Below are 23373 nucleotides of genomic sequence, written 5' to 3' on the forward strand. Positions count from 1 at the left end.
TGAAACTCCTTGAGCGTTATTCAGCAGGGAATGGGGGCAGGACGGGCTTTTCTGACCGGTTGGCGAAAGGCTTAAGGTCTGGCGCTCGCGATACGCGATCGCCCCATTGGTATTGAGGCGCGGGGTTGAGCCATTCGAGAACCGGCCGGACGAGGCATATGATGGCGAGCGAATAAAACAATCCGTCTGCAATGTAGAAATGATACGTCAGCACATACGCCGCTAGCGCTGCGCCTGCGGAAAAGACCATCCGGGCAAGCGGCCCGTCCGGCGTCGTCTTCGGGTCGGATATCATGAAGAATGCGAACAGAATCAGCGCGCCATTCTGAAGGCGCAACAGCGGTATCGCCAGCGGATCACCAAGCCAGATCGCCCGAGCGAAAATCAATGCGGCGAAGACGCCGAGAAAAATGAGCGGTACGTCAAAACGCGCGGCGCGATAGGTCACGAACAGTCCTGCGCCGGCGAGCAGCATGGCGAACCATAGTGCTGTGCCCCATTGTCCCGGCGTCGTCCAGGCGGTGTCCAGCATTGGCCCCTCGGAAAGCAATAAAAGCGCGACAATGCCCGCATTCGCCGGATTGAATATGTGTTTGTTGTTGATACGGAACATGAACTTCGAGCCGACGCCGATGAGAGCGGCGATAATAAGCGGCGTCACGCCGTCAGCGCGCAGCAATAAGGACAGCGACAATGTAGTGACGAGGGCGCTGCGCGGATCAAAGCGTGCGGCGGTCATGAACGATCCGAGAAACTGCGCGAAAAGCGCGGCGGCGGCGATGCTGGCGATTTGAATTGGTGTGATCGCAAAGGCGCGCATGGCGATCCCAAAAGTCAGAACCGCCGCCAGTGTCGCGATCTGATAATGACGAGGATCTTTGAAGATGGATCGCGTAAGCAATGTCTTCCCTGACTTCGGATTTTAGCGCGAAAGGCAGTAACAGAGATTTCGTTTCTGCTGTATTCAAGCCATTGAGTGCGGCCGAAAAAGGGCGCCGGCGCGTTCAATTTTTGGTTTGTTCTAATGAAAGGTTTGAGGGTTTTCGATATCCGAAGAACGGGCGCTTACGCCAAATCGCGACGGTCTTCTTCGTTCAGATAACCGAAGTAGCTTATCCATGGCGTGATTTTATCCATATGCGGGCGCAGGGCGTCCTGATAATTCAACCAGAAATATGCGCTCTGTTGGTCTATCGGGTTATAAACCTGCCGGTAGCTTGGCGTCAGGACATTAAGATTGATAATGTTGTTATCCATTCGTTGAAAATAATCAGTTCTCCAATCAAGCCCGATAAATGCCGCAAGTCTTGACATTGCATTGGGCGTATTTTCTACAAACGCCTCGTAATACACATAATGAAAAGCGATTGGAGAACGCTCTGTAAAAACCCGCCAGAGCGACATCATATTATGATACAAATTCGCTGTATCCTCTAACGTATAGAAATTTGAAACAGCATGATTGGGTTGAAAATGATTTTTAAAACTACTGAAAATTGCGTCGCAAGGAAGGCGTAAACAAAAAATGAATTTTGCACCGGGAAATACATGGTGTAACTGCGCCGCGTGAATAATATTGAACGGCATTTTGTCAATTATGACTTCGCTATTTTTATCGGCGCCTTCCGCATAACAATTGTTGAAATACTCTGTTTGCAACTCGCGCCGCTTATCTGTCGTCAGGTGAGGGAACAGCTCGCCATTTCTATTTACCGCTGAGAGTGAATTCAGCAACTGATTTGAAACGGGTCTCTCATCAAGGACGCTGATATCAGGATGTCCACTGAGGACTTTATTGAGCAGTGTGTTGCCGGAACGCGGGAAGCCGATAAGAAATACAGGCCCGTTTCTTTCTCGATCAGCATGAATGGTATTATCAAAGTTATCGAAAGCCTTTCTGATACGCTTGATTTCATTGAGGTAGGTCAACTTGTTGAACTGTTCCGCCTCGGTGGTGGCGGCGCGGGCTGAATTCGCCAATCCGTATTCACGCAAGGCGCCGGTAAAATCGGATGTTTTCTCCCGGCTTGCGCCGAGTAGGTAATGAATTTCAGCACGATCAATAATAGCAATGTTGCTCGAAGTTCGTAAAACACGATCTAATTTGTCGATAACATCAGAATATTTTCGCCGTCTATAATCCAGACGCGCTTTTGCAATTGTAGACTTAATCATTGTCCTGATGTCATCGGGAATTATTTCATAAAACGCTTCCGCATCGTCCAGCTTGTTCTGCAATTCTAGGACTGAAATTTTCAGCATATAGGCGTCGATAGATGATCCATCCATTTCCAACGTTTCATCCGCCGAGGCTAATGCCTGATCCAATCGACCAGACCTTATAAACAAGAGCGCCAAATTATTTCGCGGCGGTGAGAATCTTGGCAGACGCTGAATGGCCTTGCGGAAATAGAGTTCGGCCGACTCGTGTTGACCCGTCAGGGCTAGGGCGTTGCCAAGATTATTTAAGCCGATTGCATCGTCCGGATTGAGATCCACAGCTTTTTTTGTATATCGAATGGCCTTGTCGATTTTGTTGGCGGCTAAATGCAATGAGCCGATATTACTGTAGGCAGGCGAAAATAATGGATTTAGCTTCACCGCCTTTTTGAAATATCGCAGAGCTGGCTCAAGCTTGCCCTGCTGCTGCATTATCACGCCCATAACATTATGAAGCTCTGCGGAGTCCGGCGTGGACTTTAAAAAGATCCGCGTATTTTCTGCGGCGAGATCCAAATTTCCTTGATTTATGAGCTCGATTAACTCGTCGATTGCGGCGCTCACGAACTAGGCCTCCCTCGCCAGGCCCCGGACAAACGCCTACAGTCTGCGACAATCGACAAATTCATAAACTCACCTTCTGCTGGGATCTCCAGCAGTTGCTGACGCTGTTCAAAGTCGCGCCCGGTGAGTGTTGCGACTGATTTTCTCTATCGGAGACTGGAAACGCCGCCTAGCGGAGAAAACGATCCTGCGATAAAGCGAAGCTAAAACAGGACAAACCGTTTAGGGCGATGCAACCGCGCCATCGCGTATTATGGCCCGTGAAAATGATCGTAAATCTTTTGCGCAAGCGCTGCGGAAACGCCTTCCACCGCTTGCAGGTCTTGCGGTTTGGCGCGCGCGATTTCCTTTGCTGAGCCAAAATGGTTCAACAGGGCGCGTTTGCGTTTCGCGCCGATGCCGGAGATTGCGTCGAGCGGGTTGGCGGCGATCGCTTTTTTGCGCTTAGCGCGGTGCGCGCCGATCGCGAAGCGGTGGGCTTCGTCGCGCAGGCGCTGCAAAACAAACAGACCCGGATCGCGTGGAGGCAGCGTGAATGGCTCTCGGCCCGGCATGACGATCTGTTCGCCGCTGGCGCCCATGGTCCGGTCTATTCGCTTGGCGCCGCTTTCGGTCTCGCGCCGGCCCTTGGCGACGCCGATAATCGCGACGCCTTCCGCTTCCGGATCGACGCCGATTTCTTTCAATGCGTCGAGGACAACGCTTAGCTGACCTTTGCCGCCGTCGATAATCACGAGATCCGGCCGCTCCGCGTTCTCATCTTTCATCAGACGGGCGAAACGGCGGGTAATCACTTCGCGCATCATGCCGAAATCATCGCCCGGCGCGAGGCTTTCAGTCTTGATATTGAATTTGCGGTACTGGTTTTTGACAAAACCTTCCGGCCCGGCGACGATCATCGCGCCAACGGCGTTCGCGCCTTGAATATGAGAATTGTCATAAACCTCGATGCGCTCAGGCGGCGCCTCCAGCCCCAAAATATCGGCCAGTTGACGCAGGCTTTTTTGCTGGCTGGCGGATTCGGCCATCTTGCGGGAGAGCGATTCGCGCGCGTTCATGACCGCCGCTTTGACAAGCTCGCGTTTTTCACCGCGCCGGGGTTCCGTGATTGTGATCTTGCGCTCTGTCTTCAACGACAATGCTTCGGACAGCAGCGCAGCCTGCGGCGGTGTTTGCGATACAAGTATCAGTTTCGGCGGATCGCGTGAATCGTAAAACTGCGCAATAAAAGCATCTAAAATCGCCGCCGTCTCATCTTCTTTGTCATGTTTGGGGAAGTAAGCATGATTGCCCCAGTTCTGGCCGCCGCGAAAGAAAAACACCTGCACGCAGGACTGTCCGCCTTCGGAATGAATGGCGAAGACATCCGCCTCCGATACGCCGCCGGGGTTTATATCCTGCGTTCCCTGAATATAAGAAAGGGCGCGAATTCGGTCACGCAAAGAGGCGGCGCGTTCAAAATCTAGATCGGCTGACGCCTGTTCCATCTGACCCGAGAGCATGCGTTGTATTTTGGCGTTCTCGCCTGAGAGGAACGTTTTCGCCTCATCCACGAGTTCGCGATAATGATCTTCACTGACAAGGCCGACGCAAGGGGCCGAGCAGCGCTTGATCTGGTGCAACAGGCAGGGGCGTGTGCGCCCCTCGTAAACACTGTCGGAACACGAACGCAACAAAAACGCCTTTTGCAAGGTGTTCAGCGTCCGGTTTACGGCGCCGGCGGAAGCGAAAGGCCCGTAATAGACGCCCTTGCGTTTTTGCGCCCCGCGATGTTTCAGAATTTGCGGCGCTTCATGATCTTCTGCAACGAGGATGAACGGAAAGGATTTATCGTCGCGCAAAATAACATTGTAGCGCGGCTTTAGTTGTTTGATGAGGTTGGCTTCCAGCAACAGCGCTTCTGTTTCGGTCGCCGTGACGACAAATTCCATCGTCGCCGTTTCTGAGATCATCCGCATGATGCGGTTGGAGTGTCCGCCCGCCTTGGCGTATGAGGAAACGCGCGCCTTGAGACTTTTCGCCTTGCCGACATAAAGAACGTCGTTTTTCGCATTGATCATCCTGTATACGCCGGGTTTGGCGGGCAGACGCTTGACATGGTCGGCGATGAGCGAAGCGCCGGCAAGCGCGCCGTCCTGGCTGTCTGAGATATGCGTCTGCGAGGTCATATCGTATTGGTTAACCGGGTGTTCATGATCAGGGGCGTATTTTACATTGAGCTAAGCATGGGTGCGCCAGAGGTCAAATGTCAGAAGAGCTGAAAAGCAAATCGGACATTTCTATCGTCCTTTTCTTTTTCACCGCGCTTGCCGTTTTCGGGATCGCAGGGGGCGGTTTTGTCGTGCACGACTACGCCAGAGCGCGCGCCAGCATTTCATGGCCTGCCGTTGAAGGCGTCGTTCTCAGCCAACTCGAACCGCAGCAGTCCGGTCTGAGATATGTATATTCCATAGACGGCCGCAGCCATGAATCGACCCGGGAGAGGGTTCTTCTCGCCAGGTTTTTTCATATGTCGACGCCGGACTATAGGCCTGGCGAATCCGTGACGGTCTATGTGAATCCGGCAAATCATTCCTATGCGGTGTTGCAGCCGGGAGGGGCTGGCGCGGCGTTCGTTTTCTTTTCGGTTCTCAGCGGCGTCGCTGTTTTCTTCGGGCTTGGCGGCGTTGTCTGGACGTTGTCGCGCGGCGGGGATGGAAACTTTATCATCGCCCGGGACACCGCCTGAACGGTCTACTTTGTTCTTGTAATTTCAACCCCGGCAGCCGCAGCTTCCGGTATGGCGTTCGGTTTGGTGATCCGCACGGTTACCGCGTGCACCATTGGATGCGAGAGCGCGAGATCGGCGACGCGTTCGGCCAGCGTTTCGACAAGCTTGATGTGGCCCTCGGCGAGAATGGCTTTGACGCCTTCGGTCATGCGATCGTAACAGACCACATCCTCCAGCCTGTCGCTCACCGGATTTGAGGGCTCCACCACATCAAGATCCAGATCAATCCCAACTGGCTGGGCGACGCCCTGTTCCTTGTCATAAGCGCCGATAAAAGCGTCAAGCACGAGCCCATGCACGAAGACGCGCCGGCGGGGCGCATTCGCGGTTCGCGGCAGCGGCGTAATTTCGGGCGGTGTTTTTTGCTGCGCCATAATTTATTCTTCCAGCAATACGTCAGGCGTGCGCCAGGCCAGGTGCTGGCCGCCGTCAACGGCGATCATCTGTCCTGTCACCGCGCTGGCGTCAATGAGGTAAGCCATCGCAGCACAGATATCTTCAGGCGATGCGCCGCGGCCGAGAATTGTCGCAGCATTCTGGCGCTCCCAATCATCGTCAGACTGCCGCGCATTTTTAAGGGTGGGGCCGGGACCAATGGCGTTGACGCGAACGCCGCTGGGGCCAAGCGCCTGCGCAAGCGTTACCGTCAATGTACTGAGCGCTGCTTTCGATAGCGTATAGGATAAAAATTGCGGTGTCAGTTTCAGAACGCGTTGGTCCGTGATGTTGATGATCAGATTATCGGCGTCGGCTTGCGCCTGGCTTGCAAAATCCTGAGCCAGTTTCAGCGGCGCCCGTAAATTTGTCTCAATATGCGCGTCCCAGCTTTTGCGGGTCATGCTCTGCACATCGTCGTATTCAAAGACGGAAGCGGAGTTGATGAGCAGGGTGAGGGGCCCAAGCGCACCGGCGGCTTGTTGAATTAATGCCGCCGTTTCAGCTTCGACAGACAAATCGGCTTTGACGACGAAAGCTTTTCGCCCGCGCTCTTGGATTAATCCGGCAACCGCGTCCGCTTCGGGCTTTGAAGTGTGGTAATGTACGCCGACATTGTAGCCTTTATCGGCGAGCGCAATCGCAAGCGCGCGACCAATGCGTTTTCCGGCGCCAGTCACCAGCGCGTTCTTCATGATCTAAAGCCCTCCGGCGAGCTTTGTCAGCAACAGGATGAAACCGATATAGCCGGCGAAAAATATTCCGCCTGTCAGGCGGCCGATATTGCGCCGGGTCAGTACATAAACGCCAAGCGCGATGGTGGCGATGATCATGATCGGAATATCAACGCGCATCGACTCCGGGTCGAAAACGGCGGTGCCGGCAAGACCGGCGGCGCCGCCAACGGCGAGCAGATTAAATATATTCGAGCCGATAACGCCGCCGATGGCGACATCGGATTTTTTATGAAACGCTGCGGCGATAACAGTGGCGAGTTCCGGCAGCGACGTGCCGAACGCAATAATGGTCAGCCCGATCAGTTCTTCGCGCACGCCCAGTCCCGCCGCCAGCGTGGCGCCGTTGGAGACCAGAAGATGCGCGCCTAAAGGAAGACCGATCAGCCCGGCGATAAGAAAGCCGATTGTTTTCGCTGTAACGCCGCCGGCCGCCTGATATTCCTCCACCTCGTCGATAACTGGATCGTTCGCCTTGCCGGTGCTGGCGCGCACCCACATATAGGCGACATAAAAAACTATGCCTGCGAACAGGCCGGCGCCGATGGACGTATTGATATATCCGGGGCCATACGCGGCGGCCACGAAGACCGCAGTGGCCGCTAGCATGAAAGCTGCGTGCCGGCGCAGCCCCAAAACATGCGTGGTGATCGGATAAATCAAAGCCGGCAGGCCGAGAACCAGAAAAATATTGGCGATATTCGAGCCAATGATATTGCCAAGCGCGATGCCGTCATTACCGGACAGGACGGCCTGGATCGAAACCACCATTTCCGGCGCGGATGTACCGAACGCGACGATCGTAAGGCTGACGACAAGAGCAGGCACCTTTAACGCGGCGGCAAGCCCCACCGCGCCCCGCACCAGTAAATCGCCGGCGATCAGCAAAACGCCAAGACCTAAAATGAGGAACGCAATTTGCTGGTAAAGCACGGGGATCATGAAAGCGCCTTTGCCGTTATGCCTGTAGCGTCAAACGCCGTTTCGGGACGTTGTTTTTTCGGGGAATAACGATTTGGGGATATAGGAAACTGCAATGCGCGTTAAATCCAGCCCCCGAAAATATTTTACAAATACAGGCCTTTCAGCCTGCTCCAGTGATCGAACACGCGGTGCGCGTCAATCGACGCTGCCTTTTTCGAGCAAATTCAGCACGGAAAAAACAATAATAAAAACAACGATCAAGGAAACTGCGACCCATCCTGGACTCATCTCGAAACCCCTCAAAATTTGAAATCGAAGGTCCTTATAGAGGCGCCCGGATGCATCGTCACCCGCCAGCGACAAGGAAAATGGCGGTTTTAAATGAAAGCGCCTCAAATTTTGGAAAAACTGGAGCGTCTGCGCAAACCGGTTTTTCATTCTGAAGGGCTTAGCGTCGCCCATCAGGAAAAGGGCGGGCGATATGCAAATCGAAGTGCTGGATAAACCGGTAAGGGTCACAGAGCGCCGGTTGACGGAACGCATCAGGCTGAAATGGGCGAGACTGGCGGACGGGCGAATCCCTTCGCTGCGCGAAGTGGAAGATCTCAATCTGGGGCTCGACCGGGAATATTGCTTTGCGGTGGATCTGCGCCTTTCCGACATCCTGCCGTATTTCATTTTTATGGGCGAGCAGCTGTCCCGTTACGCCGCCCTTTATCCGATGGATGACCCGCATCGTGAAAAAACGCTGCTGGACACCGCGATTGCCAAAATGGATGAAGCGGCCCTTACCCGGCAGCCTGTAACATACAGCGCGATAACGCGGCTCAGCGCAGGCAAGCGGATCGGGTTTCGAAGCATTTTGCTGCCGGTCTCTGAGGACGGCCTTTATGTTAGCCATATCTTTGGCGCGGCGAAGGGAAAAGGGCTCTAAACGTGGCGGCGCGTACTGGGCATGGTTACCGGCCGCCTCAAATTTTATGTAAATTGCAGGGCGGGAAAAAATCGTCAGCTTACGAACCTGTCCTATTGTTCAGATATATTAAAAAGGCTGGAGATGCGGGGCGGGAATGCTGAGCGACGTTGCGGAACTTTTTGGAGAAAATGCAGTTGCGCCCGCAGCTGACAGACGCTTGACCCGGCGTCTGGTTGACGTTTGGGCGCGCTCTGCGCGCGGCCAGTTCCCGAGCTGGGACGCGCTGCAGGAGGCCGATCTCGGCGAAGACTGGGACTGGGCGTTTGTCGTCGATCTGGAAAAAAGCATTGGCTTTCCGTATTTCATATTTGTCGGCGAACGTCTGGCGCGTCTTTCGGATATTTACCTAAGCGGCGAAGACGACTGGACCCTGACGGTGCTCGATAAAGCGACAGCGGATGTATACGCCGCGGTTGCGGGAGAGGCGCCGCATTTCCGTGACGATACGCTTGTCTTGTGTGACGGCCGGCGCTTGCTGTTCCGCGCTGTTACTGCGCCGCTGGCCGCTGACGGCTCTACAATCAGCCATGTTATCGGCGTTGCAAGCGGGCGTCTCGCCAGCGAGATTGAGCCAGGCTTGAATCTCGTCACCTCCTGACTTTACCCCCCTATAGCGCCTGCGGGCGGATTTTCTTGAACGGCGCCAGTCTGGCGACTAGGCTCGCGCCAATTCAATAGCGCGCCGTGCCTGCGCGATGACAGCGGGTGAGATGCGCTCGCCGCGGGGCGGTGAAATCCCGGCTGTGCTGCGCGGCGAATTGCAACAAATCGATAATAGGGAACGGGATTGATAATTTCGTCAATGAGGTCATGAACATGCCGCAATGGCAATCGCCGAATCGCTCGACCGTGACTCCGATCATCATGGTGAAAGACGCGATAAAGACAATTGAGTTCGTCAAAGATGTTTTTGGCGCAGAATTGGTGGGAAAGCCGCTGATGCGCGGCGATGGTTCGCTCTGGAACGCCGAAGTCAGGATTGGCGACACGAATATTATGTTCAATGCGCCGCCGGAAGGTCATGAAATTCCGGCGTTCATTTACGTACACGTGCCGGACGCGGATGCGGTCTTCGCCAATGCCGTGAAGCGCGGGGCCGAGCCGATTATGAAGCCAGAGGAACAGTTTTACGGAGAATATGACGGCGGTTTCAAAGACGCACAGGGAAACATCTGGTGGGTGTCGACCCATCGCAAGGTCATGCCGGCAGGGGAAATTGAAGCAGCGGCGCGGGCTTTCGAAAAACGTATGGAGACGCGGGACGAATGAATAACAAAACCGGCCGATGCCTGTGCGGCGCGATCGAATATTCGTTTGAAGCCGACCGAAACGACGTCATCGTTTGTCATTGCAGCCAATGCCGGCAATGGAGCGGGCATTTATGGGCGTCGGTCAATGCGCCTCTCGAGGGGCTGTCTGTAACAAGCGGAAAGGACAAGCTGGCGTGGTTCCGAGCTTCCGGGTCGGCGCGCCGGGGTTTTTGTAAAGATTGCGGCTCGGCGCTGTTCTGGCACGGCGACAGGCATGAAAACCGCAAGCACCGGATCGCCATCGCCGCCGGTACGGTAGACGCGCCGACCGGGTTTTATCTGGCGGAGCATATTTTCATGGACGACAAAGGCGACTACTACGAACCGGACAATGACGCTGTAAAAACATCGCAACCATAAAGGGCAGGGGTTTGTTTTTTGGGATCGAAGCATCCGACGTGACGCATATGAGCGCCTGGCTATTGTTTGGCCTGCTTTTTTTGTCGCCGTTTTTGCAGGAGGATTTCGGGGTTATTCTGGCTGCCGCGGCGTCGCTTGCCGGGGCCGCGCCCGCGCCATTTTTGATTGGCGCTATTCTGACCGGCCTTGTAGCGTCTGACGCCTGGAAATACTGGATGGGACGCCTCGCCCGCCGCTACGACTGGGCCCATAGATTTGCAGAAAAACCGGGCGTCTCGGTTGCGGGCGATCTCATCCGCCGGGAATTTCTGCAAACGATGCTGACGGCGCGCTTCGTACCGGGAACGCGCATCCCCACCTATATCGCGGCGGGTTTTTTCAAGGCCGATTATCTAAAATATATTCTGACGCTGATGTTCACCGCCTCGCTCTATATTGCGGTCGTATTCACCCTCTTTCATTCCGTCGGCGCCGTCGCCGGCGAAGAAGCGATTGTCTGGCTGCCCGCGATCGCCATCGGCATCCTTGTTTCTTACATCATTTTCCGATGGCTGAATCATAGGCGCAAGAATGAAGGCGTAATGACGCCGCTTTCAAAAGAGCTGGATCATCCGATGCCCGACATGCCGGGGTTCGAGGGAAACCCGCTGGAGACCGATGATGACGACGATACGGCTGCGAAGGGCGGCGGATAGTGAGCGCTGCTGCAACGGTCGAGATGGATCAATGCTGGCAGGCGGCGCGCGACGACACGCCCGGTGCAAACAAGGTCGCTCATTTTAATAACGCCGGCGCAGCATTGCAGCCTCAGCCTGTTATCGACGCGCAAAAAAATCACATTGATCTCGAAAGTGAAATCGGCGGCTATGACGCTGCGCGCCAGGCTGCGCAGGAAATAGAAAATGTCTATCGGCATGTGGGCGCCGTTATAGGCGCAGCGCCGCAAAATATTGCACTGACCTCTAGCGCCACGGACGCTTATGCGCGCGCGCTGTCATCCATACCGATTCAGCGCGGCGACGTCATCATTTCGGATTGGAGCGAATACGCTTCGAACCAGATACAGTTTCTATCGCTGGCGCGCCGGTTCGGCGTAGAGATCGTACCCGCGCCGCAACGCGCCGGCGGTGGAACGGATATTGACGGGCTGGAAGATCTTGTCGTCAGCCGAAAACCGAAACTTGTCGCCGCAGTGCATGTGAATACAAGCAGCGGCTTCGTGGAAGACGCAGCGGCGATCGGCGAGGTGTGCCGGCGCCGGGATGTTCTCTATCTTCTCGACGGTTGCCAGTCCTTTGGCCAGATGCCGGTTGATGTTCAAAAAATCGGCTGCGATTTTTTCAGCGCCGCGTCGCGAAAATTCCTGCGGGGCCCGCGCGGCGCCGGTATGCTGTATGTTTCCGAAAAAGTGCTGAACGACGGCATGGAGCCTTTGTTTATCGACCTGCGGGGAGCTGTCCTGGAAAGCGCGCATCATTACAAGCCCCGCGAAGATGCGAAAAAGTTCGAGGAGTGGGAGCATTCTTACGCTGCCCAATTGGGTTTTGGCGCCGCCGCGCACTATGCGCGTGAGATCGGGCTTGAGAAAATTGAGCGCCGTTTGTCGGTTTTAAGCGGCGATATCCGCGCAAAAATCGCGGAACTTGACGGGTGGCGTGTTTGTGATGAGAACACGCCATTATGCGCCATTATTCCTGTCAGCGCGCCGGAACTGGACGGCGAGCGCATACAGGCAATGCTTGCCGCAGAGGGCGTGAACACCAATTACACGCCCGCGGCGTGGGCGCCGATGGATGAAGGCGTCAGGAAGGCGGGATGGGCGATCCGTATCTCGCCGCATTATTATAATTCGCCTGAGGATATTGATCGCCTGTTTGATGCGCTGTCGGCCGCATCTGAAAAAGCCCGCGCCGATTAAAACAGACCGAAGGAGTGCGAGGTATGACCGGTCAGGTAATTTTCGAAAAAACCGGCGACTGGGGCGTTATCACGCTCAATAATGCAAAAGCGTTAAATGCGCTCAGCCTGGACATGGTGAAAGCCATGCGTGGTCAATTGCATGACTGGTCGGGCGATCAATCGGTGAAAGCGGTAATGGTGAAAGGCGCCGGTGAGAAATCCTTTTGCGCGGGCGCGGATATTCGCTGGCTGCACGATACGGCGCGGGACGATCCTGCTTATGCGTCCGGATTCTTTCGCGAAGAATATGCAAACAACGCCCTGATCTACCATTACTCAAAACCTTATGTCGCGCTCGTTAACGGCATCGTTATGGGCGGCGGCGTTGGAATATCTGTACACGGAGACTTTTCCATCGCCGGCGACGCCACGCTTTTCGCCATGCCGGAAACCGCGATCGGTCTTTTTCCGGATGTTGGCGGGGGCCATTTCATGCCGCATATGCATGACGGGCTTGGTCTTTATTACGCTTTGACCGGTGCGCGCGCCAAAGCCGCCGATTGCATGGCGGCTGGGATTTTCACGCACTATGCGACGGGCGATAAGTATGATGAGCTGGAGCGGACGCTTCTAAAAACGCCGCTCGGAAATCATGCGCACGCTGACATAGAAACCATTCTGGACACCTATGCGGGCGATCCCGGCCATGCGGCGGTCAATGACATCAGGGCCGATGTCGCGCGCCTCTTCCAGGGCAGGGACTCCTTCGCAGCGCTGATGACCGCGCTTGAAAACGATGACAGCCAATTTGCAAAGGATACGCTGAAAACCCTGTCAGCAATGTCGCCGACATCACTGTTGTTGACTTTTGAGCAGATGAAGCGCGGACACAATCTCGATTTTGGCGATGTGATGAAAATGGAATTCCGTATCGCCCGCCGGGTGATGCAAGGCCATGATTTTTTTGAAGGCGTACGCGCGTTGATTATCGACAAAGACAGGAACCCGAAATGGTCGCCGGCGAATCTCGCCGAAATCGAACAAAACGACATCCTGAAATATTTTGAACCGCTCGGGAAAGAAGAGTTGATGCTGCCGTAGCGGAAAGAAACAACATGGAGGAAAATCTCATGCCGACCGTTGTTGTCACAGGCGCTAATCGCGGGATTGGTCTGGAATGTGTTAAACAATACGCCGCCGACGGGTGGAAGGTTCACGCTTTATGCCGCCGGCCCGAAAAAGCCGCTGAACTTGAAGCCGTGAGCGGCGCTGTTGAAATTCATGCGGCCGATGTCATGCAGCATGCTTCGATAAACGAAACCGCGAACGGGATTACAGATCCGGTGGATGTCTTGATCGCCAATGCCGGCGTGCATGGAAAAGCGGCCGGGGAATTCGGCGCTCTCGAATATGATGTGTGGCGCAGTGTTATTGAAACGAATGTTTTTGGCGCAGTCGCCACCGCCGAAGCTTTCGCGCAGCATGTTAAAAAGGCGAAGGGAAAAATTGCTTTCATTTCATCGAAAATGGGGTCGATCGGGGACGCTTCCGGCGGCGGCATGGCGTACCGCACGTCGAAAACTGCGCTGAATATGGCCGCAAAAGTCATCGCCGCCGCTCTCGCCGGGGATGACATCGCGGTTGCGCCGTTCCATCCCGGCTGGGTTGAGACCGATATGGGCGGGCCAAACGCCCTGATCGATACTGGCGAAAGCGTCAGCGGCTTGCGCAATCTGATCGGCGAGATGACCGTCACGGCTTCGCCGAAATTTCTGTCCTATGACGGCGCGGAAATTGAGTGGTGAAAACCGGACGTAAATACTCTCGGCTATTGCAGCCATATCCGGCGGCGTAATTGTTCCGGCGTTTATTTCGGCGTTTCGTCCGCACCGGCGCTCGGAACGATAAACTGAAGGCCGGCCTCGACGTCATCCTGCCAGACAACGCGCGCTTTCTTTACGATCCCGGATTGCTCAAAGCGCAACACGACTATTTTGGGCAAAGGGTGCGTGCCTTCGATATGCACATTCGCGCCGGTTTCGCTGATGTCGCGAATGACGCAGCGCGCGAAGTTGGATTTTGATAGGTAAAGTTTTCCCGGCCGGAAGACCTGACTGCGCTCGGCGCGCTCCGGCCGCTCCCGCCCTTTCAGGACAGGAATGCGCACATCCTTAACGTCTGACGTCGTGCTTGAAATCGACGCCAGCCGGTTCGCAATATGCTCCTTTTGCTTTTTCTTCACCTACAACACCAACGGCCGCCGCCGAAAAAATTCCCGGCGGACGCAAAAGCCTAACAAAATCAGAATGCATTAGTACTAAATGCGCGCTTTAAAATTCGTTAGGTTTTTCGCCCGTAGGCCGAAATTTATCAGGCCGGGGGCTGGCTTTTCAGGAGCCGCGTAGCCATTTTGCCCTGATGCCGCCGGAAACCGAAGAAGATCAGCCATCTGCGCCGACCCCTTTCGGGCGCTCCATCGCCCGGATGTTTTCTGTCCTCTTGCGGCCAGAGCTCAAAAAATGGCGTTTTCGGATTGGCCTTGCCTTCGCGATCACCGTGGCGGCGAAGGGCCTTTCCGTTGTGGCGCCCGTATTCATGGGCGAGGGCGTTAACCATTTGCTGGACGGCGATGATTCGAATGTCGCCGCGGCGGGCGGCGCTTTTGTCATGTTTTTCGTCCTGTTTGCAGCGGCGCGGTTTTCCGCCAGCGCTTTGCCGGCAATCCGCGACGGATTTTTCTCGGCGGTAACGCAGGATGCGCAACGGGTCGTTGCGGTAGACGCTTTCCGTCATGCGCAAAATCTGGACCTTCAGTTTCACTTGACCCGCCGTTCCGGCGCACTCAACCGGATCATCGAACGCGGCGCCGGGGCGATGGAATATCTGTTCCGGTTTCTTGCGTTCAATATCGGGCCGACGCTGGTGGAGCTTGCGTTCGCGGCGGTCGTGCTTGCGGTTATGTATGGCGTTCAGTTTTCGATCGCCGCCATCGTTACGGTCGCGGTTTACGGCGTCTTCACGATCATCGTTACGGAGTGGCGCAACAAGCAGCGTCGCGCGTTCAACAAGGTTGACACGCAACTGCGCGGCATCGCCCTCGATACGCTGGCGAATTTTGAAACCGTAAAATCCTTTGCGGCGGAAAATCGCGAAGCGGACCGCTACGATTCCGCGATGCGCGATTACAATTATCATTATGTCAAAATCATGCAGTCCCTGTCGGCTTTGAACGCCGGTCAGGAACTGATTATGACCGGCGGTTTGCTTGCGGTGGCGATCATGGCCGGCTACGGCGCCGTCAACGGCTCCATGCAGGCCGGGGATGTAACCGCGATCATTCTGATGCTGATCAATATTTATCGGCCGCTGAATATTCTTGGCTGGGCGTGGCGGGAAATCAAACAGGGCACTGTGGACGTCGAAAAGCTTTACGATCTGATGGATCGGCGCGCTCTCGTTGAAGACGCCGCCAATGCAAGACCTTTTGAGGCGGACGCCGGCGCCATTCGTTTTGACGAGGTCTCGTTCGCCCATGAAGGCCGTGCAAGAGGGCTTTCGGATGTCAGCTTCGACGTTCCAGGCGGTGCCTTCGTGGGTATCGTCGGGCCGTCCGGCGCAGGAAAATCAACCATACTGAAGCTTCTGTTCCGGTTTTATGACCCGGAGAGCGGCCGGATTTCAGTGGACGGCCAGGATGTGCGCGATGTCAGGCAAAATTCTTTACGCGCCGCGCTGGGGCTGGTCCCGCAGGAGGTCGTGCTTTTCAACGATTCATTACGGTTTAACCTCGGCTATGCGCGACCGGACGCCAGCGACGAGGACATCATGCAGGCTGCGGAACGCGCACAGCTTGGCGCCTTTATCCGCACGTTGCCTGACGGACTGGACACGCGCGTCGGTGAGCGCGGCCTGAAGCTTTCAGGCGGAGAAAAACAGCGCGTCGGCGTTGCGCGCGCCGTCCTGCTCGATCCGTTGATTCTCATTCTGGATGAGGCGACGTCATCGCTTGATTCAACAACCGAGAGAGAGGTACAGGCGGCTCTCAAGGAAGCCGCCCGCGGCCGGACCACGATTGCGGTAGCGCACCGTCTTTCAACAATTTCCGCCGCAGACGTCATACTGGTGTTTGACGAAGGCAGGATTGTGGAGCGTGGAACTCATGACGCCCTTATTGCCATGGACGGGGTTTACGCAAGCCTGTGGCGCCGGCAGATTGGCGAGAGCGCGCAATTCGATACGATGATGGAAACGGTTTAGGCGCCTGCTGCGGACTGTGCGTCGCCGCCGGCAGTCCATTGCGACAAAACAGCCTTTAGCACATCCTGTTTGACAGGTTTTGGTATATAGTCGTCCATGCCGGCGTCGAGACATTTTTGCCTGTCTTCACGCAAGGCATGCGCCGTAACGCCGATAATCGGAACGGACAGGCTGTCCGAGCGCTGAATTTTTCGAATGCGACCGGTTGCTTCTTCGCCGTCCATTTCCGGCATCGACATATCCATCAAAACGATATCGGGTCTGTTATCCTGATATTTCTCAACAGCCGTTTTGCCGTTAGCCGCGAGCGTGACGTTGCAGCCCAGATTTTCCAGCATGGTTTTGATCACCATCTGATTGACGATGTTGTCTTCCGCCACCAGAACGCGCAAAGCGGATCCATCCTGCGTAAATGCGCACTGGCGCGAAGCCGGATCACGCTCAACTTTTTGCGTTTTGGCGCGCAACTGGGCGACAGCGCCGTCATTGAGCGCTGTCAGGATGGAATCCAGTAATAATGAAGATCTGGCCGGCTTTACCAGATAGGCGGAAAAGAGATTGCCAGAGAGACCACCGGGGTCGCCTTTGCGCCCGGCCGAGGTCAGCAGGATCAAGGGCGTCGCCGCCGTTGCGGCGTCCTGCTTGATCATGCCGGCAAGTTCGACGCCGTCGGCGCCCGGCATTTGAAAATCCAGGATTGCGATGGAATAAGGGCTGCCGGCGCCTGCGCGCGTGCGCATTAACCTGAAAGCCTGAGCGGCGTTTTGGGCGACATCCGCATCAAGCCCCCAGGATGCAAACTGTTCTTTTAAAATCCTGCAGTTGACAGGATTATCATCGACGATAAGCGCGCATTTGCCCGCAAACGAGAATGCAGATTTTGTATGTGTTCGCCGCGCCTCTTCGTCAATCGCCAGGGGCAAGCTGACTGTGAATCTGGAGCCTTTGCCGGATTCACTTTCTACACGGATTGTTCCGCCCATGGCCTCAATCATCTTTTTGCTTATGGCGAGACCGAGGCCCGCGCCATTATGCTTGCGTGCGGAAGATCCGTCCACCTGCTCGAACTCTTCAAAAATCGCCTTCAGTTTCTCTTCAGGTATGCCGCACCCTGTGTCGGCAACGCTGATTTCGACTTCCGCAATCTCGCCGCGCGGCACGCCGCTGACTTCCAGCAGAATATGCCCATGTTCTGTGAATTTAAACGCGTTGCCCACCAGATTTGTAACAACCTGACGCACACGCCCGATATCGCCGATGAAATGCGTGTCCAGCTCTGGCGAAACACGCACCATGAATTCAAGATTTTTTTCCTGCGTGGGCACCGCGAGCAATGCGGCGACGTCTTCGATGCAATCGCGCAAGTTAAACGGCTCGTTCACCAGACGCAGTTTGCCAGCCTCCAGCCGTGAAAAGTCGAGTATGTCGTTGATGATTTTCAAAAGCGCGTCGCCGGAACTGACGATAACCTTCGCCATGTCTTTTTGTTTTTTGTCGAGTTCCGTTTCCAGCAACAATGAAGCCATTCCGATAACGCCATTCATGGGCGTGCGAATTTCATGGCTCATATTCGCCAGGAACTCTGACTTGGCGCGATTGGCGGCGACCGCTTCATCTTTTGAAGCGTGCAGTTGTTGCGATAACGCGCGCAATTCATCTTCTCGAATCTGCGCCTGGGTAATATCGCGATAGGTTATGACGCGGCCGCCATTGGGCCGAATGCGAACGCTTTCTTCGATGATCACGCCGTCTTTCTGGCGACGGATTGCGCGAAAATCATTTTCCTTTTTTATTTTTTGATCGCAGTCCGCAAAATATTCATCAACGGAGGAATATTCGTACATGCCATGATCAATCCCCAATTGCAGTAATTTTCGTATATCGTTGCCAACCGCCCATACGTCTCGCGGCAAACCGGACATGCGCCAGGTCAATTCATTGAGCTCGATGATCGTCGCGTCATCCTCATCAAGGACGACCATCCCATGCGCCATGGACTCCAGCACCTCTCTCATGAGGTTCGATTGTTTCTTGATGTCCGCTGTTCTTTTCTGGACGGTTTCTTCCAGATGCGCGTTGACGTCTTCAAGCTGACGCAACGCGTCGGTTGCTTTTAGTTCCGCAGTCACGCGTTTGGTAACGTCACGCCCGGTCCCCCGGTATCCGCGAAACGCGCCGTTTTCATCGAAAACCGGCCTTGCGCTGCGTTCCAGCCAGAAGGATACGCCGTCGTTGTTTTTTATATAGGAGATGAAATGCTGTAACGGTTCGCGGCGCTCAAGCTTTTCGCGGAACTCAGCCCAGTTCGTGTGCTCACAGTCTTCGCCAGTCACGCTCATGGGTTTTCCCAGGAATTGCGAATGATCGAGACCCGTAATTGACCATGCGCGATCCGAAATATGCGTATAGCGAAGCTCTGCATCGACCTCCCATATCCAGTCGCCGGCTGTTTCGGAGAAATCCCGGTACCGCGCCTCGCTTTCCCGGAGGAGTTTTTCGGCCTCAACCTCGCGGGTGATATCTCGCGACCATCCGACATAGCCGGCGAAGACGCCTTCCGCATTGAATTGCGGCATACCGCTCGCGGATATGGTCAGCGTTTCCCCGTCACGCGTGATCATGACGTAGCGGACATCTTTGATGGGGCGCTGTTTTTTGAATGCGTCTGCGAAAGCCTGGGCCGCGTGGTTGTTGTCGCCGCCGGTCAAAAGGCTTACAGCCTGCTCGCCAATGAATGGTTTTGCGGACGCGCCGCTGATAGTTTCAAAATTGGGCGAGACGTAGGATAAATTTCCAACCGCATCGATTTCCCAGGCCCAGTCCGATGCGGATTCGATAAACTGGCGAAAACGCTGCGTCACCCGGCTGGCGCTTTTCCTGATTTCTTCTCTCTTCAGCGAAAGTTCGGCCAGTGCTTCACCGTTGCGCGTAATATAGAAATGGCAAATCACAATAGATAGAAACAGGATGCCTGCGTACATCACCAGCGTTGCATCGGATGAAAACAAAGTGCTGACTGCGAATGGCGCAATGCAAAGCGCCATCGGAATTGTAGGCAGACGTGGAATGGCGGAAATCCCCATGGCGCCGCCGACGCCGCAGAAAAGACACCAAAGCGCAAGCAGCATATGGTGTTCGCGATCGGCGAACTGGGTCATGCCGATTGCAATCGTGCAGCACAGGAGCGCATTCAGCGACGCCAGCGGCAGAACGAGGCCGTATGTATGAAACCGTTTCCGCGGCGCTTCGAAGCGGTCAATGTCGAGACGCAAAAGGGCGAGCGCAAAAATAATTTGCAGGGCCGCGAATGTGCACATAAACGACAGCCAGAACCCGTCTGCTTTTCCGATGAAGCTATAGGCGGTGAAAAGGGTCGCCCCTGCAACGCCAAAAAGGACACGCGGCAGTTGAAGTTTGATTTCCCTCAACTGGCGATCCACGACGACGTCAGGCGCGCTGGCGGCGGCAAAATAGCGCTGTGAGATTCCTTTCAGAATCTTTTTCATCAAACCGATTCTCCGGCGTATTCACGCGCCAGCATCGGTCTATATGGTTAAAGCCGGGTTAGATTTGCGGCGTTCCGCCCTTGGGGACGGGCGGTTTTCGGCGCACTCGCTCTGCAAACAGCAATAGTTAATAATTAGCTATTACAAGCGCATGACCGATAAAACGCCAATGAGGCTCGAAACGATGTTTACATCGCCAGCGACGCGCAAGGAATTTGAAGGCGTTTCCGCCTTTTATCAAACTGACATTCACCCCTATTTGCAGCAGAAAGAAGACGTCAGGCAGCAAGCGGTAATGCAGGCCGGACTGATTATTATTGGCGCATGCGTTGCGTGCGCTGCTGCAATCCGGTTCGGCCCGTTCGGTGAAGCCAATATTCAGATCGGTTTTATCGTCGCCATGATCGGCCTTGCCGCCGCCGGGTGGCGCGTCAACAAAACCAGAAGCGATATTACGCACGGGCTCCTCGAGCGGCTATCCGGGTTCTTGAACCTTGCCTATACGCGCACGCTGTCCCGGCCAGATTACTGGCCGGATTTCGACAGGCTGAAGCTGCTGCCGAATTTCAACCGCGAAAGCTGGGAAGATGAAATTCGCGGGGCGAGACACGGCGCGGATTTCATTCTGTGCGAAGCGCATCTGAAATATAAAAGCTCCGGCAAGAACAGCAGTACGCGCACGGTCTTCCATGGACAGCTGATGGTTATTGACTATCACCGGAAGTTTTTGGGCGAGACCGTCGTAAAGCGCGACGCCGGTGTTTTTAACCGTTTGATGAAACCGGGAAAACAGTTTCAGCGCGTTGGCCTGGCGTCGCCGCGATTTGAAAAAATCTTCGAAGCCTGGTCCACAGACCAGGTGGAAGCGCGCGAACTTCTTGACCCTATCGTCCTCGAACGTTTTGCCGAACTGGACCGCCTTTTCAAAGGCGCGAAACTGCGGGCTGCGTTCTCCGGCGGCGCGCTGTTTCTGGCGCTTGAGACCGGTGACAAATTGAATATGGGTTCGATGTTTAAGCCTTTGAACGGCGCCGGCCGGGTTGAAAATATTCTTCGCGAGTTCGACCTTGTGTATGATTTGATCGATATATTGCTGAAACGCATCGACGGGCGCATGGACGGCGCTTTCACTGTCGATGCGGTGCGCGAGGCGTAAGCGGGGTATTCAGGCGCGCGCCGGCGCGCGGGGAGAAGGCTCTTCCCGCTCCACGACGACGGTGCGTTCAGCGGACCGGGCGTCGGTGACCATCCGGCGGAACGCGACCGGATTGGCCATGGGATGGGTTCGAATTTCGCCTTCGCCAGTGCCTGAAACTTCGATCACGCCAAACCCGAAGATGCGCCCCCAAAATCCCTGATGCAATTCGATTTGCTCAACGGTGGAAACGCCAAGCTCAATCGTTTCACGGTGAAAAAGCCCTTTTTTGTAAACAACGCGCCGGCTCGTCAGCGCCGCCTCGGTGGTTTTGAAATGAACGAGCATCAGCACCCAGATGATTATGCCCACGATAAAAACGCCGAGAAAAATCAGCGCGCCCCACGCCGCCACATGATATGGCCAAGGAAAGCGCGCCATCATCAAGACTTCTTCATTCGATCCTAAGCTGGATTTGACATAAGACATGCGCATTCCTCGCAAGGCGTAAAAGCTGCTGTAGCGCAAACACCCTGCGCGTGGTTTGGTTTCACCGCATCGCGCAAGCGCCGCAGACGCAAATAAAAGGGCTGCGCGCCCCTGGAGCGCTGCAACCCTTTGATATGCCTGGCGGATCGGACCCGCCAGGGTACAACCTCAGACCTGGAATCAGGCTGGCGGCGCCGGCGGCGTCGTAGGAGGCGTTGTCGGGGCGGCGGGACCTTGCGGGCCTTCGCCATACTGGTTCGGCCCGTCAGACGGCTTGGTCAGGAATATCAACGCAATGACGAGATTGACCAGCGGAATAAACATCAAGATCACCCAGAGCGCCGGTTTGCCGATATCGTGAAACCGGCGAATCATCACCGCGACATTGGGTACGATCAGCGCCACCCAGTAAATGAAGCCAAGCAGGCCGCCCATGCCCAGTGTGCGGCTGACGGCTGCGACGACGATGTACCCGACCACATAGGCGAGCACCCACCACCAGAATTCGGGCCGGCCTGAACGGCCGTCAAAATTGGCGTAATTGCCAAGCACGGTTTTCACCGCCTGCTGAATATCCATGAGGGCTCTCCCTTGCGTGTCAAAATCGCAAGTGAGTCTACTCGCATTCGTTTTGGGTTCAAGGTCCGCTCAGCGCACCAGGGTAAGGCGTTCCGCGGCCCGCGTGACGCCGGTGTAAAGCCAGCGCGCGCCATGTTCGCGGAACATGAAGCTTTCATCGAAAAGGACGAGATTGTCCCATTGGGACCCTTGCGCCTTGTGCACCGTGAGGGCGTAGCCATAGTCGAATTCATCGGCGCCCTTGCGCTGCAGCCACGGAACGTTTTCAGGCCCGTCAATGAAAAAATCACGGGGTACGGAAACGGTCACCGCCTTGCCGCCTTCCTCCGGCCGAACGGCGAAACGCACGCGTTTGCCCTTCGGTTTCATATTGCGGTCAACGGTCCAGATGCCGCCGTTGAGGAGTCCCTTTTTTTTATTATTACGCAGGCAGACAAGTTTTTCGCCCGCTTCCGGCTTTTGACCGGTAAAATTGTGAAGTTCGCGCAGCCGGTCATTATACCTTTTGCGCGTGCGGTTGGCGCCGACTAGAATCTGGTCGGCGTCCATGATCGCTTCCGTGGTGATTTCCTTGCGCGAGAGGAGCCGGCATTCATCGGATTGCTCGTCAAACGGTTCGCCCCGGCGGATCGCCATGGACAGCCGGATGATCGGGTTGTCCGCCGCCTGGCGATGAATGTCCGTGAGCATGAAATCCGGTTCGCCTTCGGTGAAGAACCCGCCGCCCTTGACCGGCGGCAATTGCGCCGGATCGCCGAGCACCAGCACGGGCTTGTCGAAAGAAAGAAGGTCTCTGCCCAATTCTTCGTCGACCATGGAGCATTCATCAATGATGATCAGGTCCGCATCGGCGGCGGGCGCATCGTGACGAATGGCGAATTGCGGTTCGTCGCCTTCCTCTCCGCCGGCCGGGCGATAGATCAGCGAGTGAATGGTGGTTGCGCCGTAGCATCCCTTTTGCCGCATGACATGCGCGGCCTTGCCAGTGAAAGCCGCAAAGGCGACGTCGCCGCCGGCGTTTTCCGCAATGTGCCTCGCCAGCGTTGTTTTGCCGGCGCCGGCGTATCCGAAAAGCCGGAAGACCTGCGCCTCGCCGGCCTTGCGCCAGCGCTCGACCGCGACAAGCGCGTCATCCTGTTCGGGGGACCATTTCATGAGAGGCTTATTGAACGCACGCCCGCTTCATCGCAAGTCCCGGCAAATGGTATTTTGGCG

The 23373-nt window shown here is 55.5% G+C and carries 22 protein-coding genes; 11 read left to right on the forward strand and 11 right to left on the reverse strand.

Going from position 1 to position 23373, the window contains the following annotated elements:
- Window positions 1-16 precede the first annotated feature (16 nt).
- The 3 genes from ACQK2Q_RS03365 to uvrC form a co-directional block, all read right to left on the reverse strand.
- Window positions 17-901, reverse strand: a complete 885-nt coding sequence (locus tag ACQK2Q_RS03365; protein WP_425408339.1) for an RnfABCDGE type electron transport complex subunit D — start codon at window positions 899-901, stop codon at window positions 17-19.
- 164 nt (window positions 902-1065) lie between these two features.
- Entirely contained in the window at window positions 1066-2784 is a 1719-nt protein-coding gene (locus tag ACQK2Q_RS03370) for a tetratricopeptide repeat-containing sulfotransferase family protein (RefSeq protein ID WP_425408340.1), read from the reverse strand.
- A gap of 251 nt (window positions 2785-3035) precedes the next feature.
- The gene (uvrC, locus tag ACQK2Q_RS03375) at window positions 3036-4952 is read right to left on the reverse strand and encodes an excinuclease ABC subunit UvrC (RefSeq protein WP_425408341.1); all 1917 of its coding nucleotides are present in this window, start codon (window positions 4950-4952) and stop codon (window positions 3036-3038) included.
- 77 nt (window positions 4953-5029) lie between these two features.
- Here uvrC and ACQK2Q_RS03380 point away from each other — a divergent pair, with 77 nt between their 5' ends.
- Complete coding sequence (locus ACQK2Q_RS03380) at window positions 5030-5512, forward strand: DUF3592 domain-containing protein (RefSeq protein WP_425408342.1); 483 nt, start codon at window positions 5030-5032, stop codon at window positions 5510-5512.
- Between the two features lie 5 nt (window positions 5513-5517).
- Here ACQK2Q_RS03380 and folB read toward each other — a convergent pair whose 3' ends face one another.
- The 3 genes from folB to ACQK2Q_RS03395 are packed head-to-tail and all read right to left on the reverse strand — an operon-like array spanning window position 5518 to window position 7665.
- On the reverse strand, window positions 5518-5928 hold the full coding sequence (gene folB, locus ACQK2Q_RS03385; protein ID WP_425408343.1) for a dihydroneopterin aldolase: 411 nt from the start codon (window positions 5926-5928) through the stop codon (window positions 5518-5520).
- Window positions 5929-5931: 3 nt separating this feature from the next.
- Complete coding sequence (locus ACQK2Q_RS03390; RefSeq protein WP_425408344.1) at window positions 5932-6684, reverse strand: SDR family oxidoreductase; 753 nt, start codon at window positions 6682-6684, stop codon at window positions 5932-5934.
- Window positions 6685-6687: 3 nt separating this feature from the next.
- Window positions 6688-7665 (reverse strand): calcium/sodium antiporter, encoded by a 978-nt coding sequence (locus ACQK2Q_RS03395; protein WP_425408345.1) that lies wholly within the window; start codon window positions 7663-7665, stop codon window positions 6688-6690.
- 463 nt (window positions 7666-8128) lie between these two features.
- On the opposite strand from ACQK2Q_RS03395, the gene ACQK2Q_RS03400 reads away from it, so the two are divergent.
- From ACQK2Q_RS03400 to ACQK2Q_RS03435, 8 genes are all read left to right on the forward strand, one after another.
- The gene (locus ACQK2Q_RS03400) at window positions 8129-8581 is read left to right on the forward strand and encodes a hypothetical protein (protein WP_425408346.1); all 453 of its coding nucleotides are present in this window, start codon (window positions 8129-8131) and stop codon (window positions 8579-8581) included.
- Window positions 8582-8717: 136 nt separating this feature from the next.
- A complete protein-coding gene (locus ACQK2Q_RS03405; RefSeq protein WP_425408347.1) occupies window positions 8718-9221 on the forward strand; it encodes a hypothetical protein in 504 nt (167 codons plus the stop codon).
- A 218-nt stretch (window positions 9222-9439) separates the two neighbouring features.
- A complete protein-coding gene (locus tag ACQK2Q_RS03410) occupies window positions 9440-9892 on the forward strand; it encodes a VOC family protein (RefSeq protein WP_425408348.1) in 453 nt (150 codons plus the stop codon).
- Window positions 9889-10293, forward strand: a complete 405-nt coding sequence (locus tag ACQK2Q_RS03415) for a GFA family protein (RefSeq protein WP_425408349.1) — start codon at window positions 9889-9891, stop codon at window positions 10291-10293. The genes ACQK2Q_RS03410 and ACQK2Q_RS03415 overlap by 4 nt, the downstream gene beginning before the upstream one ends.
- Window positions 10294-10304: 11 nt before the next feature.
- A complete protein-coding gene (locus ACQK2Q_RS03420) occupies window positions 10305-10988 on the forward strand; it encodes a DedA family protein (protein ID WP_425408350.1) in 684 nt (227 codons plus the stop codon).
- A complete protein-coding gene (locus ACQK2Q_RS03425; RefSeq protein WP_425408351.1) occupies window positions 10988-12211 on the forward strand; it encodes an aminotransferase class V-fold PLP-dependent enzyme in 1224 nt (407 codons plus the stop codon). Before ACQK2Q_RS03420 ends, ACQK2Q_RS03425 begins: the two co-directional genes overlap by 1 nt.
- 23 nt (window positions 12212-12234) lie before the next feature.
- Window positions 12235-13293: an enoyl-CoA hydratase/isomerase family protein gene (locus tag ACQK2Q_RS03430; protein ID WP_425408352.1), complete on the forward strand. Its 1059-nt coding sequence runs from the start codon at window positions 12235-12237 to the stop codon at window positions 13291-13293.
- 29 nt (window positions 13294-13322) lie between these two features.
- The gene (locus ACQK2Q_RS03435) at window positions 13323-13997 is read left to right on the forward strand and encodes an SDR family oxidoreductase (protein ID WP_425408353.1); all 675 of its coding nucleotides are present in this window, start codon (window positions 13323-13325) and stop codon (window positions 13995-13997) included.
- A 62-nt stretch (window positions 13998-14059) separates the two neighbouring features.
- On the opposite strand, the gene ACQK2Q_RS03440 is transcribed toward ACQK2Q_RS03435, so the two are convergent.
- Window positions 14060-14434 carry a PilZ domain-containing protein gene (locus tag ACQK2Q_RS03440; RefSeq protein ID WP_425408354.1) on the reverse strand — a complete coding sequence of 125 codons (375 nt, stop codon included), beginning with the start codon at window positions 14432-14434 and terminating at the stop codon, window positions 14060-14062.
- Window positions 14435-14610: 176 nt separating this feature from the next.
- On the opposite strand from ACQK2Q_RS03440, the gene ACQK2Q_RS03445 reads away from it, so the two are divergent.
- The gene (locus ACQK2Q_RS03445; RefSeq protein ID WP_425408355.1) at window positions 14611-16449 is read left to right on the forward strand and encodes an ABCB family ABC transporter ATP-binding protein/permease; all 1839 of its coding nucleotides are present in this window, start codon (window positions 14611-14613) and stop codon (window positions 16447-16449) included.
- Here the strand turns inward: ACQK2Q_RS03445 and ACQK2Q_RS03450 are convergent.
- Complete coding sequence (locus ACQK2Q_RS03450; protein ID WP_425408356.1) at window positions 16446-19955, reverse strand: response regulator; 3510 nt, start codon at window positions 19953-19955, stop codon at window positions 16446-16448. The two genes, ACQK2Q_RS03445 and ACQK2Q_RS03450, sit on opposite strands and share 4 nt — an antisense overlap.
- Before the next feature lie 184 nt (window positions 19956-20139).
- On the opposite strand from ACQK2Q_RS03450, the gene ACQK2Q_RS03455 reads away from it, so the two are divergent.
- Window positions 20140-21111: a DUF3137 domain-containing protein gene (locus ACQK2Q_RS03455; RefSeq protein WP_425408357.1), complete on the forward strand. Its 972-nt coding sequence runs from the start codon at window positions 20140-20142 to the stop codon at window positions 21109-21111.
- A 9-nt stretch (window positions 21112-21120) separates the two neighbouring features.
- Here ACQK2Q_RS03455 and ACQK2Q_RS03460 read toward each other — a convergent pair whose 3' ends face one another.
- From ACQK2Q_RS03460 to ACQK2Q_RS03470, 3 genes are all read right to left on the reverse strand, one after another.
- Window positions 21121-21579, reverse strand: a complete 459-nt coding sequence (locus tag ACQK2Q_RS03460; protein ID WP_425408358.1) for a PH domain-containing protein — start codon at window positions 21577-21579, stop codon at window positions 21121-21123.
- A gap of 180 nt (window positions 21580-21759) precedes the next feature.
- Window positions 21760-22158: a DUF805 domain-containing protein gene (locus tag ACQK2Q_RS03465; protein WP_425408359.1), complete on the reverse strand. Its 399-nt coding sequence runs from the start codon at window positions 22156-22158 to the stop codon at window positions 21760-21762.
- 69 nt (window positions 22159-22227) lie between these two features.
- Window positions 22228-23313 carry an ATP-dependent DNA helicase gene (locus ACQK2Q_RS03470; RefSeq protein ID WP_425408360.1) on the reverse strand — a complete coding sequence of 362 codons (1086 nt, stop codon included), beginning with the start codon at window positions 23311-23313 and terminating at the stop codon, window positions 22228-22230.
- Window positions 23314-23373 lie beyond the last annotated feature (60 nt).

The organism is Hyphococcus sp., assembly GCF_965228385.1.
GTDB lineage: Bacteria > Pseudomonadota > Alphaproteobacteria > Caulobacterales > Parvularculaceae > Hyphococcus.